At 56.7% G+C, this 15980-nt stretch carries 12 protein-coding genes; 7 read left to right on the top strand and 5 right to left on the bottom strand.

Features of this window, described 5'->3' with window-relative positions:
- Window positions 1-90: 90 nt before the first annotated feature.
- On the bottom strand, window positions 91-1371 hold the full coding sequence (gene clpX / locus NB063_RS22515; RefSeq protein WP_250931140.1) for an ATP-dependent Clp protease ATP-binding subunit ClpX: 1281 nt from the start codon (window positions 1369-1371) through the stop codon (window positions 91-93).
- A gap of 512 nt (window positions 1372-1883) precedes the next feature.
- The gene (locus NB063_RS22510; protein ID WP_250931139.1) at window positions 1884-2138 is read right to left on the bottom strand and encodes an SHOCT domain-containing protein; all 255 of its coding nucleotides are present in this window, start codon (window positions 2136-2138) and stop codon (window positions 1884-1886) included.
- A 338-nt stretch (window positions 2139-2476) separates the two neighbouring features.
- Between NB063_RS22510 and NB063_RS22505 the strand changes: the two genes are divergently transcribed.
- Window positions 2477-4000 carry an MFS transporter gene (locus NB063_RS22505; RefSeq protein ID WP_250931138.1) on the top strand — a complete coding sequence of 508 codons (1524 nt, stop codon included), beginning with the start codon at window positions 2477-2479 and terminating at the stop codon, window positions 3998-4000.
- Between the two features lie 23 nt (window positions 4001-4023).
- On the opposite strand, the gene NB063_RS22500 is transcribed toward NB063_RS22505, so the two are convergent.
- Both NB063_RS22500 and NB063_RS22495 read right to left on the bottom strand, forming a co-directional pair.
- The gene (locus NB063_RS22500) at window positions 4024-5442 is read right to left on the bottom strand and encodes a hypothetical protein (protein WP_250931137.1); all 1419 of its coding nucleotides are present in this window, start codon (window positions 5440-5442) and stop codon (window positions 4024-4026) included.
- Window positions 5443-5481: 39 nt separating this feature from the next.
- Complete coding sequence (locus NB063_RS22495; RefSeq protein WP_407652690.1) at window positions 5482-5955, bottom strand: cytidine deaminase; 474 nt, start codon at window positions 5953-5955, stop codon at window positions 5482-5484.
- Between the two features lie 261 nt (window positions 5956-6216).
- Between NB063_RS22495 and NB063_RS22490 the strand changes: the two genes are divergently transcribed.
- Window positions 6217-7572 carry a S1C family serine protease gene (locus NB063_RS22490; protein ID WP_250931135.1) on the top strand — a complete coding sequence of 452 codons (1356 nt, stop codon included), beginning with the start codon at window positions 6217-6219 and terminating at the stop codon, window positions 7570-7572.
- A gap of 24 nt (window positions 7573-7596) precedes the next feature.
- Here NB063_RS22490 and NB063_RS22485 read toward each other — a convergent pair whose 3' ends face one another.
- Complete coding sequence (locus NB063_RS22485) at window positions 7597-7785, bottom strand: hypothetical protein (protein WP_250931134.1); 189 nt, start codon at window positions 7783-7785, stop codon at window positions 7597-7599.
- 89 nt (window positions 7786-7874) lie between these two features.
- On the opposite strand from NB063_RS22485, the gene NB063_RS22480 reads away from it, so the two are divergent.
- From NB063_RS22480 to NB063_RS22460, 5 genes are all read left to right on the top strand, one after another.
- Entirely contained in the window at window positions 7875-8519 is a 645-nt protein-coding gene (locus NB063_RS22480) for a family 16 glycoside hydrolase (RefSeq protein WP_250931133.1), read from the top strand.
- Between the two features lie 101 nt (window positions 8520-8620).
- Complete coding sequence (locus NB063_RS22475; RefSeq protein WP_250931132.1) at window positions 8621-10342, top strand: DUF4153 domain-containing protein; 1722 nt, start codon at window positions 8621-8623, stop codon at window positions 10340-10342.
- 136 nt (window positions 10343-10478) lie between these two features.
- Complete coding sequence (locus tag NB063_RS22470; protein WP_250931131.1) at window positions 10479-11786, top strand: Gfo/Idh/MocA family protein; 1308 nt, start codon at window positions 10479-10481, stop codon at window positions 11784-11786.
- Window positions 11787-11851: 65 nt separating this feature from the next.
- A complete protein-coding gene (locus tag NB063_RS22465) occupies window positions 11852-13969 on the top strand; it encodes a HEAT repeat domain-containing protein (RefSeq protein ID WP_250931130.1) in 2118 nt (705 codons plus the stop codon).
- An 8-nt stretch (window positions 13970-13977) separates the two neighbouring features.
- Window positions 13978-15966 carry an SGNH/GDSL hydrolase family protein gene (locus NB063_RS22460; RefSeq protein WP_250931129.1) on the top strand — a complete coding sequence of 663 codons (1989 nt, stop codon included), beginning with the start codon at window positions 13978-13980 and terminating at the stop codon, window positions 15964-15966.
- Window positions 15967-15980 lie beyond the last annotated feature (14 nt).

Raw genomic sequence — 15980 nt, 5'->3', positions numbered from 1 at the left:
CGGACCGTCCCTCCCAGAAGGAGCGTGATGGTCCCCGCATGGCCTCCACCGCCCTATCGGTGGAGGCGCGATCAAAACCTGAGCGGCCTATCAGGCGCTCTTGGTTGTCGGCATCGTGAAGAGTTTCCGCGATCCCGAGACGATTGCCTCGTCGATCGTGTACACCCGACCGTCTTCTTGCTCAGGCAGGTCGTACATGATGTCGAGCATCACGTCTTCGGCGATACTACGGAGTCCCCGAGCACCGACGCCTTTGTCAATCGCCTTCTCCGCGATCGCCCGCAGGGCTCCGTCGGTGAAGTTCAATTCACAATTCTCCATCGCAAACAGTGCTTGGTACTGTTTGACGAGCGAGTTCTTGGGCTCGGTCATCACCTGAATCAAGCCTTCGACATCGAGCGGCTGCAGGTACGTGACAACCGGCATCCGTCCGACCAATTCAGGAATCAAGCCGAATTTCAGGATGTCTTCGGTTTGGACCTGAGCGAGCAGTTCGGAGACGCTTTGCTCGTTGCGGAGCGAACCGGCATCGCCGAATCCGAGCGTCCGGTGGCCGAGCCGCCGGCGGATGATGTCTTCGATGCCGACAAACGTTCCACCGCAGATGAACAGGATATTGCTCGTGTCCATTTGGATGTACTGTTGCTCGGGATGCTTACGTCCGCCTTGCGGTGGGACGTTGGCAACGGTGCCTTCGAGCATCTTGAGCAAGCTCTGCTGAACGCCTTCACCGGAAACGTCACGGGTGATCGAGACGTTGCCGTTGGTGCGACCGATCTTGTCGACTTCGTCGATGTACAAGATCCCTCGCTGAGCCGCTTCGACATCGAAATCCGCTGCGTGAAGAAGTTTGAGCAACAGGTTTTCGACGTCTTCACCGACGTAACCGGCTTCGGTCAGCGTCGTGGCATCACCGATGGCGAACGGCACGTTGAGCATCCGGGCGAGCGAACGGGCGAGCAGCGTTTTGCCGCTTCCGGTCGGGCCCGCGAGCAAGATATTGCTCTTCTCGATCTCAACGTCACTGCCACCTTCCCAGCCACTGCTGAGTCGTTTGTAGTGATTATGAACCGCAACCGCGAGAACACGTTTGGCAGCCGTTTGGCCGATCACGTAATTATCGAGGTGCTCGACGATCGCACGAGGTGCGGGGATTTCATTGAACAACGATTTCGACGGGCCACGTCGACGTTGTTCTTGGTCGAGGATCGACTGACAAAGGTCGATACACTCGGCACAGATATAGACGTCGCCCGGCCCTTCGACGAGCGGCCCGACGTCACGATAACTCTTTCGACAGAAACTGCAAAACGCATTCTTCTTTGTCGACGCACTGCTGCGACGCGAGTTCGAAGATTCCTTGGTGGGCATACACGACTCCTTACTTATAGGAGTTCCAATTAGTAGAGAGTTCAGACTGCAAGCGGACGACGACTATCTTGAACGTCCATCCGAGACACAGAAGGGAGATCTGTGAACGGGATCTAGTTCGCGTCAACCACCAATCGTCTGGTCCCCCCGTAACGGGAACTCGACACATCGAACGGTTCAGGCCACGACTCGAATGCTTTCCAGATGGAACGTTTCACGATTTGATCGAATCCGATCATCTCGCTCACCGCTCTCCGCCTGAAGGAACATCCGTGTCCTCGAAGCTCGAGCCATTCGTGGTTTTGGTAATAGTTAGTTTGGCCGATGAATGGTATGCCCGATAACAGCGTCCGTCGGTTCGTTTTCACCTGAGTGAACTCGATCCGGTTTTCTCTGTCATCATCTTCTTGGGAGGGCGAATCAACGGCTGGATTGGGTAATCGACTTCGAGAGCTTTGTGGTCGAGCGTCTGCCTCTACCGATGTCCCGGGTGAAGCCGGCTCATGCGAAACTCATCCCTCCGACGAATCGGAGGAAGGCTCGGGAGAGCGGACTGATTGGGATTTGGTAGAGGTAGACGACGCGACCTGCGAACGGGTCGATGATTGTATAGTTCGGAATTCCTCTTCGCTAATGTCACCTTTGCGAAGCATTTCTTCCAGGTTTACGAGCCCTTCGGAGGGCAATTGGTGGTCTTGGGTGGTGTAGTCGCGCAATCTTCCCAACAGCCAAAATGCGATCGCAATCACGATGAGTAGGATCGTCATGGCGAAACCAGCCCTCACGGCCGGTTCTGCAAAAATATCTGGCATAATCGTTGGCTCTGTCGCTCATGCACTCCGTCAGGGATCGACCTTGGTTGCCCGTCCGCTCGCTCGCTGGCCCCCGTCTCGGGAACACCTCCATGATAGGCGTGTCTGCCTGGGGTGGTCCACCAAATTTCAAGAGGGAAAACGAGACTTTCCTGTTTCACACGCTTTTTTTTCACGCTAGGCAGCGATCCGGTAGGATTGACGCCAAAATCTGAGTCGGCGCGAAGCAATCCCGTGTGGTAAGGCTCTCTCTCACTAGCGACCGCACCTCCGAAACACCGAAACACACACCCATGCCCGAAAACGCCGCGTCCGATCCCGAGTTCGTCCCGCCGTCTGAGCACGCGACGACCGCTGCCCACGCCCCCTCACAGAGCGTTTCTGACCAGGGAAACGCTGTGGGCAAGATCGACCAACTTTCGCATCCCGCGTTCATCGGGTTTCTCGCCACCCAGTTCTTTGGTGCGTTTAACGACAATTTGTTCAAGCAGTTGCTGTTGCTGCTGGCGATCCCGACGGCCATTGTCGCGGGCGCCTCCGAATCCGGCATGCTCGAATCGTCGCCCGCGGTTCAGGAAATGGCCCAATCGTCCGTCGCTGCCGGCGAAACCACGGCAGCCGCCGCGGAATCCGGAGGGGCCGATCTCCAAGGGGTTGCCACGATCGTGTTCGGCCTGCCGTTCGTCGTCTTCGGTGGCTTGGCCGGTTACCTCGCTGACCGGCTCAGTAAACGTACGATTATCGTGTCGAGCAAAGTCGCCGAGATCGGAATCATGGCGCTCGGGATGCTCGCGTTTCTGGCAACGCCGACCATCGGATTTGCCGGATTGTGGATTGTGTTGTTTTTGATGGGGCTGCAGAGCACGTTTTTCGGCCCCGGCAAATACGGCATCCTGCCGGAAATGTTGCCGCGAGACCAACTCGGCCGCGCCAACGGATTGGTTTTGATGACGACCTTCATCGCGATCATCATCGGCACCGCTGTCGCCGGTCCGCTCAAGGATTCGATCGTTCCGCCGGACATGCCACGCATGCAAGCCGCATCGGGATTGTGGATCGGGTCACTCGTCTGTGTCGGCATCGCGGTGGTCGGAACCATCACGAGTCTGTTGATCATCCGATTGCCCGCCGCCGCACCGGGATTGAAGCTCAAAACTGAAAACCTAGCGGTCCCCAAAGAGATGCGGGCGCTCCTCCGCCGAGACAAACCGCTGCTCCTCGCTCTGCTCGCGTCATGCGTGTTTTGGCTGATCGCCGGACTGACCATTCAGTCGGTCAATTCGCTTAGCAAAGTTCAACTCGCACAAACCGACACCTGGACTAGCATCCTGGTCGCACTGATTAGCGTCGGCATCGCGATCGGTGGGGCTGTCGCCGGTGCACTCAGCCGGAAGATCTCCGATAATTTTGTGATCCAGATTGGCATGTGGGGCACCGTCGGGTTGTGTGCCTTGCTGTCGATCACGCTGCCCGGTGCAGCGGACGCACCCGGTCAAGGACACTTGCTCGGGTTCAACGGATCGATCCCCGTGTTGATCTGCCTCGGCGCTTCGGCAGCGTTCTTTGCCATCCCGATCCAAGTCTTCTTGCAGGCCCGGCCGCCTCAGGAACTCAAGGGCCGGATGATCGCGGTGATGAACCAAGCCAACTTTTTCGCGATCGTGCTCTCCGGTCTCGTCTACTCGATCTTGGACCAGATCATCTCAGCGGCAGATTGGCCGCGGAGCTATCTGTTTGCGGCGATGGCGATCATGTTTCTTCCGGTCGCCATTTTCTACAAACTCGACGCGGACGACAACGTCCAACATGCGTCCTGAATTCAGGACGTCATCCCGAGTGATTAAGAGCCGACTGGTGCCGGAAGCTCGGAAACTTCAGGCGTCGATGCCGGGCGTTCGCTTTCGCCAAGAGGACTGATCACGTCATCTTGCAATCCGCCCCCGTCATTCGCCGATTCGTCGCGTTCGTTTTCTTCGGTGGCAACCGGCGCGGGCAACTCATCACCAGCGGCGGTCGGTTCGAGCGAAAATCCGACCGGTAATACGGCGAGCGTGATCGACGGTTGGTCGGAGTCAGCAGCTCCACGGAAACGTCCTTTTTTCCCTCTCGGTGGCTCATCGCCTCGATTGGGTGGAGGCAAGGGTTCTTCTTCATCGCGGTGCATTTTCTCCCGGTCGCCAGCCTTCTTACTGTCGGCATCGCGATCGTCTTTCGGCTTGCCATCCTTAGCATCTGCCTCTTTCTTCGCAGCACGCTTCTTCTCGGCCTCCTTCTTCTCCGCCTCTTTTCTCTCTGCCTCTTTTCTCTCTGCTTCTTTTCTCTCGGCCGCTCTTTCTGCTGCCGCTTTCACGGCCGCCTCTGCCTTCTCCGCGGCTTTTCTGGCGGCGTCCCGGTTTCTATTGGGCTCAGCTTCCGATCTGGACGGCTTCTCAACGCGAGCGATCTGTGTCTTTGCCTGCTCGAGTGCCTGCTGCAAACGAGCGATCATTGCCGACATTTCTTTTTGACGCGTTTCGAACTGCCGAATGAGCTTGGACTGTTCCGCCAATTTCGCCGCGAGCGGCTTTCGAATCTCTTCGACTTTATCGGCAGGGATGGACGATTGAACCTGATGCAACTTTCGTTCGAGCCGAGTAATCTCCTCCGTACGCGAGTGCACCTGACGCATGGCTTCCGCAATGCCGGCACGAGTGGCTTCGAGTTCTCGCTGCGCGACCACCTGTTGCTGCTTCATCTCTGATTTCAAACGTTCGAATTCGGCCGCCCGAGCCTCTTGCAGTTTGTCAGCGTGTTCCCGAAAGGTGGCGAGACGTCGTTCGTATTCGAGCGTCGCTTCGAGTTTTGCGTTCTCCCTTTCCAACGCCAACATTTTCCCCCACACCTCGTGGCCGAAAGCCAACAGCGGGATGTCCTGCCGAGGTTCTTCGTTGCGTCGCAGTCCACCATCAGACAATGACAGGGGTTCGGCCGTCGATTCGTTATCGGCCGGCCGTTTGACCACAACACTTTGACGACTGTCTTGTGATCCGGTTCGTCGAGTTTGCCTCGATGTCGGAGGTGGCAACGTCTGCGGCGCCGGCAACGTCTGCGGCGCCGGCAACGTTTGCGACTTATCGGGTTCCGGCTTGGGCGTGACCACCCGTTCGGAAATGATCACCTCGCCGGGATAGCGAGGTCCCAGATAGTTCTGCGCGTTGACGTTGGATACAACGATACCGACCGAAGCAGCGACGAGGCTGCACATGAGAAACCGAACCATGCTAGTAGACTTCAGAAGAGAGGAGCGTCAGGCGTTGAATTAAGAAGAGGGGATGTCCGACGTCAAAAAAGCGTCAGGCAGCAATTCCGAGAGGCGCCGCATCTGTCGCTCGCCATCGATAACGTCGATCGTGTAGACAAACAAATCCATCCCGAATTCGGCCAACACTTGGCGACACGCACCACATGGCATCGCACCGCCAACACTAGCGATTGCGATCGCCCGAAAACTGCGATAACCGTTGGCCACCGAGGTGGTCACGGCCACACGTTCGGCACATTGGGTTAACGAGAAACTGGCATTCTCGACGTTGCATCCGCCGATGATTCGGCCATCGTGCAACAGTACGGCGGCCCCCACATAGAAGTGACTGTGCGGAGCATACGCGTGATCGCGAGCGGAAATTGCCACTTGCCCCAATCGCCCCACCTCCTCTTCGGAAGGTGCTTCAAGATCGGAACTGGCCATCACCTTGGAGGTGCGTGCGGAGATGAGTGACATATTCGGGTCCAGACTAGAGAAGTTTATTCCGCCTTCCGTGCAATCCTAGCGTAACCGATTCTGCTCCTTAAACAATACTTTGAGGCGGTGCCCGTGCACGAAACCGCGTTCTTCCCGTGAAGAAAGCTGACTCAAAATGACTACCGCTCATTCCGAATCTGCCCTCATAGCGGCTAAGATGCTCAGAGGCCTCGTTTGACTGTGACGTTACGTCACGCCTCAACAGTATCCCTCCGTGATCCTATCCCACCTGATGCCCTGAGAAACCGAGACATGTCCCCACACTGCAAAACTGCTGTTTGCCTCGCCGCAATGTTGGCTGTGACCGCTCTTCACTCGGCGACGGCGAGTTGCCAGGAAATTGTCACGCTGCCGACGATCAGCGACGACGAAGCTCAATCCCGCAACAATTCAGCCCCGGCCCGCTCAACAGACAAAGAATCCGAGAAGCCCGACACGGATGAGGACACGTCTTGGAAGCGTAACGCTCAAGCACTTTCGCGGGCGTTTCGACACGCCGCTCGTGAAGCCACGCCTTCGGTCGTGACGGTTTTTTCATACGGCCAAAACGCGAGTAAACCTGCCGGTCAATCCCCCGCTAACGAGGAGATCGAAAACATCCCTCCGGGCGACGAAACGCTCGGCCCCACCCCGCCGCAACAATCCGAAGAAGAAGGCTACCAACTGACCGGGCTCGGTTCGGGTGTGATCGTTGACCTGATGTCCACGGACGAAACATCCGCCACGCAATCCAGCGAACCAGCCTCCCCCAAAATTTATTGGGTGATGACGAATCATCACGTCGTTACCTCCGCGCAGCGTGTCGTGATTCAACTACCCGATGAATCCGAACTCGTCGCTGAAGATGTTTACAGTGACCCCGACAGCGACGTCGCTGTTTTGCGAATTCGAACCGACCGCGAACTCAACGTCGGAACCTTCGGAGATTCCGATCAACTCGAGATTGGTGACTGGGTGCTCGCCATCGGCAGTCCGTTTAAGTTGGAAGCGACGGTGTGTGCCGGAATCATCAGCGCGAAAAACCGTGGCCTCGAGAAAATCCGCCGCGGACGATTGTTCCAAACCGATGCGGCGATCAATCCGGGCAACTCGGGTGGGCCGCTCGTCGACCTCGACGGCAACGTGATCGCGATCAGCACCGCGATCGCAACTCGCAACGGTGGATACCAGGGCATCGGGTTCGCCATCCCGATCAATCAGGCCAAATGGATCGCCCGTGAACTCGCCCAGTACGAACGCGTCCGCCGAGCGGCGATGGGCGTACGACTCGCCGAACTCAATCCCAAACTTGCCGCCAAACTCAAACTGCCCAACTACCTTGGCGTGCTCGTTTATCAAGTCATCAAAGACTCCGCAGCGGACATCGCCGGACTGGAAAGCCTCGACGTGATCTTAGAGTTTGCCGGGCAACGCGTTCGCAGGATGAGCGCCCTCCAACAAGCCGTCGAACAACAGCCCGTGGGCTCCACGCAAGAAATCAAGATTCTCCGCAAAGGCAAGGAGATCACCAAACAGATCGTCCTCGCCCCCCTCGAAGATCCTACCGCCATTCCCGTCGGAGACGATACGGATGACTCTGAGTCAGAGACGGCGAACGCTCAAGAGTAGTCATCCCCGTGGATACGGCGCAACTTATTCGTCGTTCTGCTTGCCGACTTGATACGTCACGTTCGATCTCGCCAAGCCTGGTCGCGAGATCGTCCATCGCCGAACGTTCGACGGATCAGCCGCGTTCTGAAGTTCGTTGGTGGAGAGCGCGGCATGCATCAAACGACAAGTATCTCGAAAGACTCCTGCCCACTTGCCAAAAACGATATCCATCCGTGCGAACGCCTGGTTTGGCGTCGGTTACAATCAGGCGTACTGGACCGTCCCAGATGACCGTTTTCCCCACGATCGAGATATCATTGATGAACCGTCTACTTCAAACCGTTTTTTCGACTCTTCTGATTTCACTGGCAGGACTTTCGTCACCAGCAATCGCTGAGAAGAACGCATCGCTTGATTTCAAACTTGGACAACCTGGCGACGTCGTCCTGCAAGAATCCTTTGACGCGTCGATGCCAAAGCTCTTTCAAGGTGTTAAAGGCCAGTGGGAGGTCGTCGACGGAGCGTTGCTCGGCAAAGAACTCGCATCGGACAAACACGCCGCCGTGCTGAACGTTAAAAAAGCCAATCATGACTCGGCAATTCGCGTCTCGTTCCGCTTCGACGGAAAAACAAGAGGATTCAACCTCAGCCTCAATCATAAAGGTGGCCATCTGTTTCGAGTCGCCATCACGCCCGCTGAATTGCGAGTGAGCCTCGATAAGGACAAAAAAGATCCGGCGTCTAAGGCCGTCGTGATGGGATCCGCCAAAGCAAAGTTCACTGCCGGAGAGTGGTACACGCTGCAGGTCGAGATGAAAGGCGATCGCGTCGTGGCACAAACCGACAATGGAGCAATTGTCGAAGCCGGCCATGAGAAACTGGACACGGACAAACCCAACTACCGCATCGTGATGAGTGGCGACTCTCTCGCCGTCGACGACCTTTCGGTTTGGGAATTGAACTGATCGCCGACCGAGTCCCCGTGGGCGACACCGAACCCCGTGGGCGACGTCGTGCTCGAGTTAGGTTGACCCCGTCTGTGTCTTCTCAAAGGTGGTGATCGAGGATGTCCAGCGATGCGAATGAAATGGCCGGCAACGAAGACGACGCGGGTGCATCTCCCCCGGAATGGTCGACGCCGGACGCTCGATCGACCTCATCGGATCTCGTAACGTCGGGCGATCGAACCCGCTCGATCATGTCCGAAGTGGCCATGGTCGCCGTGTGGACCGTCGCCGCGGACCTGTTGATTTTTCGGGCACAGGGCTATTTCGCGGTCGCGGCGTTTTTTGCAATCGCGTTGTGCAGCCTCATCGTTGTTCATCGACTACGTGACGATTCTTTTGCCGACCTCAAACAAAACGCGATTTCGCGTTCGGGGAACACCTCCGCGTCGGCTTGGATCGCGGCGGCGTTGTTGATCATCGCGATCTTGCGATTGAGTTGGGCGGGTTCGGTATCAACCTCGCTCGCCGCGGCGTTCGTGTTCATCGCCCTGGCGTTGTCGCTTTCGGGATGGCTCCCCACTCTATCACGCATCGTCACGATGATTCTGTTTGGCCCCTTTTTCGGCGCCGATCGGCTACCACAACTCCAACGACTCCCCAGTGCGAACCGCGCCTCTGCTTCGCCGTCCCAGTTGCTTGCGGTACTGATGCCCCTGGTCGCGGTGGTCGTGTTCGGTGGCATCTTTGTTTTGGCCAACCCGGACTTGGTGGATCGTGTATCCGATTGGATGAGTCGCTTCTCGGAGAGACTGCTTGATTTCTTCTCAGAAGTTTCGTTTTGGGAACTTCCATTTTGCGTGACAGCATTCTTCGTAGGCATCGGCCTGCTACGACCACTCGTGGCATCATCAGAGGAACTTTTGACGCGACTGCTCGCCAAAGGCGATCCTGCGAATTCGGTCATACCGGAATCGCTCAAGGACGCACCAACGACTTGGTACCACCCGGCTCGCAACACACTGATTGCGTTGATCGCATTGTTTGCGGCTTATCTCGTCTTCGAATTTAAAACGCTTTGGAAGAAAGACTTTCCAGATGGCTTTTATTACGCGGGGTATGCTCATGAAGGTGCCGCTTGGTTAACGGTCGCGTTGGCGTTAGCAACACTCACCCTCTCATTGATCTTTCACGCACGCATGTTCTGTGATTCACGTGTTAATCGCTTGAAGACACTCGCGTGGGTTTGGTCAGCAATGAATTTGCTGCTCGCGGTCGCGGTTTACAATCGGTTGTGGATCTATGTCGGGTACAACGGCATGACGCGGATGCGAACGGTTGGATTTTTTGGGATCACGTTGGTGTTGGTCGGATTCGGGTTGGTGATCTTTAAGATCATTCGGCGTCGTTCCTTCACTTGGTTAATCCAATCACAACTGATCGCACTATCGATCACGGTGGTGTTGTATTGCTTGTTCCCGGTCGACTATGTCGCCCATCGATACAATGCGGCGCGTGTTGCGAACGGTTATCTAAAACCGTCCGTCATGATTGCGGTCAAACCGATTAATGATGAAGGCGTGTTTCCACTTCTAAATTTAGTAAACCATCCCGATCCCGTGATTCGTGATGGCGTGCATGCGATGTTGGCCGAGCGGCAACTCGCAATTGAATCTTACTCACGCGATACACCATGGCATTGGCATCGCTATCAGTACAGCAAGACGCTGCTCTACCAGCGGCTCGATGCCGAAAAACTGAAATGGGCGAGATACTTGAGCGAGCCCGACGCACGCCAGATCGCGATCGAGCAATTCAAAGACTACGCGATGCAGTGGTACTGATCGCATTTCCAGTAACCCACTGCGGCACACCAGCACATACCTCATTGGTACGTCCCCTTTGGGCAACGAAGTCGTATAGACTACCTTTCAATAGCCTCGTTGCTTCCCGCCTTTAAAGTCTTCAAGGACTCCTGCCATGTCGCGACTTCTTGCGGCGTCGATGAATCCCCCGAATCGACGTCAATTCCTTAGCCGATCACTCTCTACAGGTTTGGCTGCGAGTTCGCTCGCGATTCCTCGCTTTGTCTCCGCATCCACACTCGGGCTAGGGGGTGCTGTCGCACCTAGCGATCGAATCACCGTTGGTGGAATTGGGATTGGTCGTCGAGGAACCTATGACCTCGGTTGTTTTCTCGAACAGCCCGACGTTCAATTCATTGCGGTCGCTGACATTAAGGAGACGCAACGAACTGGCATTAAGGGCCGCGTTGACGCCCATCACAACAACTCCGATTGTGATACCTATCGCGACTTCCGCGAACTGCTGGCCCGTGAAGACATCGACTCGGTACTCATCGCGACGGGGCCTAACTGGCATGCGACCGCCGCCTGCCATGCCGCCCGCGCCGGAAAAGACATTTACTGCGAGAAACCTTGTACGAAAAATATCGTGCAGAGCCTGCAGTTGGCCGAAACGATGCAGCGTACCGGGGTGATTTTTCAGGCCGGAACTCAACGCCGAAACCTGCCACACTTTGAATTCGCTTGCATGCTGGCGAGAACCGGAAGGTTGGGAAAACTGCACACCGTGCACGCTCAACCTGCCGGCATGAAAACCAAAATGAGCGGCTGGTTACCTGAGCAAGAGTTACCGCCGATCGAGCAAGTCGATTGGAACATGTACCTCGGCCCAGCGGCCTATCGGCCTTACAACAAAGCTTGGCTCGACGGATTCAATTTCGAAAAAGGCGGCGGATTAACCGGCGGCGGCGTGCTCGAGTGGGGCTCCCACTGCGTCGACCTGTGCCAATGGGCAGCCCGCGCCGACACGACCGCCGCGGTGAGCTATCAGGCACCCAAGGACGGCCGCATCGTTGCCGAGTACCCCAGCGGCGTCAAACTCGTCATCCGCGACGACGGTTGGTTGCCTTTGGGATCATGCCCGGTTCGCTTTGAAGGCGACACCGGCTGGATCGAAACCGGAGACAGCGGAAAATTCGTGCTCAGTTCACCGGAGTTGCTGGCGGGACGTCAAGTCGAAGAAATCGGCGGGTATCCGGCAACCTTCCACGTCCGTGATTTCCTAGACAGTGTGAAAACCCGCAGCCAGCCGCGCGCCAACGCGGAAGCCGCTTGCTACGCACACATCACGTGTCATGCCGCTAACGTCGCCGCCTATTTAGGACGCGAAGTCAAACTCGACCAAACAACCTACGAGTTCATTGACGATGCCGAAGCGAATCGTTTGCGAGGCGAAGCCTTTCGCGAACCATGGCAGATCTAGACACCTCTCACACTCCTAGCAAAAGCTCCACAATCATGTTCGCCCGCCCCCTTACAAACTGCCTGATGGCTTTGTTACTGGCGTTTCACTCCGGTGCAGCGTTTAGTGACGAGATTCCCTCTGAAACAGAAATGATTGCAATCCTGACCTCGGAGGATACTCCCAAGGCAGACAAAGCGATCACCTGCAAACGCCTCGCCGTATTCGGTTCGGCGGACTGCATCGATTCGGTTGCCTCGTTGCTGCCGGATCCAGAACTGAACTCTTGGGCACGGATTGCCCTCGAAGCGATCGACGATCCGTCCTCCGAAACGGCGTTGCTCAACGCGGTCTCAACTACGGAAGGCTTGCCGCTCGTCGGCGTCATCCAATCGCTCGGTGTCAAACGAAGCGCCGACGCGGTCGATGCTCTGACTGAGAAACTCGCCAGCGAAGACGAACTGGTGGCGAAGGCAGCCGCGATGTCGCTCGGAAAAATCGGCGGCAACGCGGCCATCGATGGTCTCAAAAATGCCCTCGCTGATTCTCGCATGAACGTGCGATCTGTCGTCGCGGAAGGTTTGATCCGATGTGCCGAAGCTGCCGTGACGGCATCGAGTGAATCGTCCGCCGAAGCGACCGCATTGTATGATCTTGTCCTCGAAACCGAACTGCCGAATCCGCGAAAGGTTGAAGCCACCCGCGGTGCGATCCTTTCTCGCGGACGCGACGGCATCGATCTTCTCGTGCAAAGCCTCAACTCCGACAACAAACGGATCCGTTACATCGCTCTGACCGCAGCTCGAGAACTCAGTGGCTACGGCGTTTCGGACGCGTTACTCGCAGCACGTGATCGGGTCCCTAAAACGCAAGCGGCCCTGTATGTGATCGCACTCGGTGATCGCGGGGAATCCTCGATGCTCGACGCCATGCTCGAAACGATTCAAAAGCCCGCCAACACGGATACTCAAATCGATATCAAGACCGCCGCCCTCGGCGTTGTGGCTCGCATCGGCAACGCCACTTGCCTCGACGCCTTGATCGCAGCCGCCACCGACAGCAATGACGTCGTCGCCTCGGCTGGACAATCGGCTCTGGCCATCGTAGGTGACGAACAAGTGGACGCTGAAATCGTCTCGCGAGCCAAAAAGGTTCAAGGCATTGAACTCGAAGCCCTGATCCAAGCGATCGGGGCGAGACGAATTAGTGCCATCGATACGCTCGTCAGTGCGGTCGACAACCAAGACACGTCGATCGCAATCGCGGCAATGACTGCCTTGGGTAATGTGGCCACGATCGACGAATTGCCGATTTTGATCGAGCGGGCGATGGGCACACAAAGCGGAGTAACCGAATCGTCGAAAACGGCGGCTCTCAAAGCACTCCGCGCAGCCTGCGTGCGAATGAGTGATGACGCGGAATGTGTCGCGTTGCTCGAGTCAGCCATGGCGAAGTACGGCCGCGATGAGCAGCTCGTGATCGTCGAAACGTTCGCGGAAATGGGCGGACCCGACGCCTTGGCCGCGATCGAGAAGGCCGCGATGAGCAGTAGCCTCGACCTCCAAAACGCCGCCACTCGACTGCTCGGCGGATGGATGACCGTCGATGCCGCCGACGTATTGATGAGAATTTCGCAACAGCCCAACCACGTCTATCGCATTCGTGCGGTTCGTGGTTATCTCCGGATCGTCCGTCAATTCCGGATGCCCCAAAAGCAACGCAACGAGATGACGGCCGCCGCGGTCGCGATCGCCGATCGCGATGATGAGAAACGCTTGATCCTCGACGCAGCAAGTCGTTACCCGAGTGTCGCGATGCTGAAGATCGCCGTTGAATTGAGTGAGCAGGCGTCGATCGAGAACGAAGCTCAAGCGGTCGCTCTCCAGATCGCTCAGAAACTCGAATCGACACCTGCGGTGGAGCGTCTACTGGCGAAGTTAGATCTTCAAGAGATGGACGTCGAAATCACTCACGCGACCTACGGGGCGCCGGATGAAAACGTCGATGTCACCGCTCGCCTTCAAAAGCAGGTCGGTAAACTTCCGATTATCCTATTGGATAATCCGAATTACGATTCGAACTTCGGTGGCGACCCTGCCCCCGGAAAGAAGAAACAGCTTCACATCGAATACCGCATCGACGGGAAACCAGGAAAAGCTGTGTTCAATGAAAATGATGCGATCGTGCTTCCCGTTCCCAATTGATGAAACCTATGCGTCCCCTTTTGCTAACTTTACTTTTCGTCGGACTCGGCTTGGGTGGCCTGATCGCCAATCAGGCCAGTGCGGAGGTGGTCAACCTTGACTCGCAATCATGGCCCGGCGAGAAAAAAAACTGGAACGGATTCGACCGATACGAATTTCAGTTCGACGGTCGTCGAGCATTTGTCGTCGAACCGAAAGTCGCCGCACCCGGCCATCCTTGGGTGTGGCGGGCTCGGTTTCCTAGCTTCCATGCCGAAGCCGACCGAATTCTTCTGAACCGTGGTTTTCATGTCGCCCATATCGACACCAACGGCATGTTGGGCAGCGAACGGGCGATGCAACATTGGGACAAGTTTTATCATTTCATGGTCGAACACGGGCTCAACCGCGAAGTCGCCTTAGAAGGTGTCAGTCGCGGCGGGCTGTTTGTTTATGGCTTCGCCTCACGTTGGCCAGAACGCGTCAGGTGCATTTACTGCGATACACCGGTCTGCGACGTCAGGAGTTGGCCGGGCGGTAAAGGCACCGGACGTGGCGACCCGAAGACTTGGCAGATCTGTTTGGAAGAGTACGGGCTGACCGAAGAAACCGCCTTGGAATTTAAGGGCAACCCGATCGATCGGCTGCAACCGATCGCGGACGCGAAGATTCCGGCTTTGCACATTGTGTCACTCAACGACGTCATTGTGCCGCCGACAGAAAACACGTTCATTCTCGCCGAGCGTTATCGCAAACTTGGCGGAAAAATTGACATCATGACCGTTGCAGAGGGCACCGAGAAATCGGGAGGTCATCACTTCCCCCACCCTGATCCCGTTCGCGTTGCCGACTTCATCGAGCGACACACGGCGAACTTATCCGCACACGAAGACCATTTCGTCCTGCGTGGCTCGCTCGACAATTGCCGAACCGTGTTCGAGAAAGAAAAACGCGGCCGCGTCGCGTTCCTCGGCGGATCGATCACGAAGATGGACGGATGGCGTCAATTGACCTGCGAGTATCTGCAGCAACGTTTTCCTCAAACCGAATTCGATTTCGTCGACGCCGCAATCCCGTCAACCGGATCCACTCCAGGTGCTTTTCGGTTTGCTAGTGATGTGCTGAGCCACGGCGACGTTGATCTGTTGTTTGAAGAAGCCGCCGTGAATGACCTTCATAATATGCGGACGCCCGTCGAAATGACCCGCGGCATGGAAGGGATCCTACGCCACGCACGACGATCCAATCCCAACATGGATGTCGTCGTGATGCACTTCGTCGAACCGCGGCACATGGCCAATTATCGCAACGATCAGATTCCTGAGGCGATTAGGCAGCACGAAGCGGTAGCGGACCACTACGGTGTTTCAACGATCCAACTGGCGAAAGAGGTCACCGAACGGATCGACGCCGGTCAATTCGATTGGAAAAAGGATTTCGTCAATCTACATCCTTCGCCGTATGGTCATCGCATCTATGCGTCCACGATCCGCCGCTTGCTCAGCACCGCGTGGGAAATTCCGCTGCCCGCCGAGAGCATGCTGACGCCGCACGAGATGCCGGAACCGATCGACCGATTTAGCTACGACCGCGGCCGATATGTTCCCCTCGATTCGATCAAGGATGCGGACGGATTCGAAGTCGTCAGTGACTGCGATCCGACGAGCGACGGGGTCGGCGGTTCGGTACGTGACGGGTTTGCGAATGTGCCAATGCTGGTGGCGACAAAACCGAATGCGTCTTTCTCGATGACGTTCGACGGCCGCGCCGTCGGACTATTCATTGCCGCAGGTCCGGACGCCGGTGTGATCTCTTACCAAATCGACGGCGGACCGACCAAGACGCGGGACCTGTTCACGAAATGGAGCCGGGGTCTGCATATCCCGTGGGTCGTACTTCTTGAAAGCGAATTGGAACCGGGAACGCACGAAATCAAGATCCAAACAACGGATCGAAAGAACGAGTCGAGCCGCGGACATGCGTGCCGAATCGTCCACCTTCTCGTCAACGGATCGTAACCGTCGCTTTCGCG

Origin of the sequence: Aporhodopirellula aestuarii (genome assembly GCF_023701485.1) — a bacterium.
Taxonomy (GTDB): Bacteria; Planctomycetota; Planctomycetia; order Pirellulales; family Pirellulaceae; genus Rhodopirellula; species Rhodopirellula aestuarii.
The sequence above is the reverse complement of the archived record's forward strand: the minus strand, read 5'-3'. Positions and strand labels throughout refer to the sequence as shown.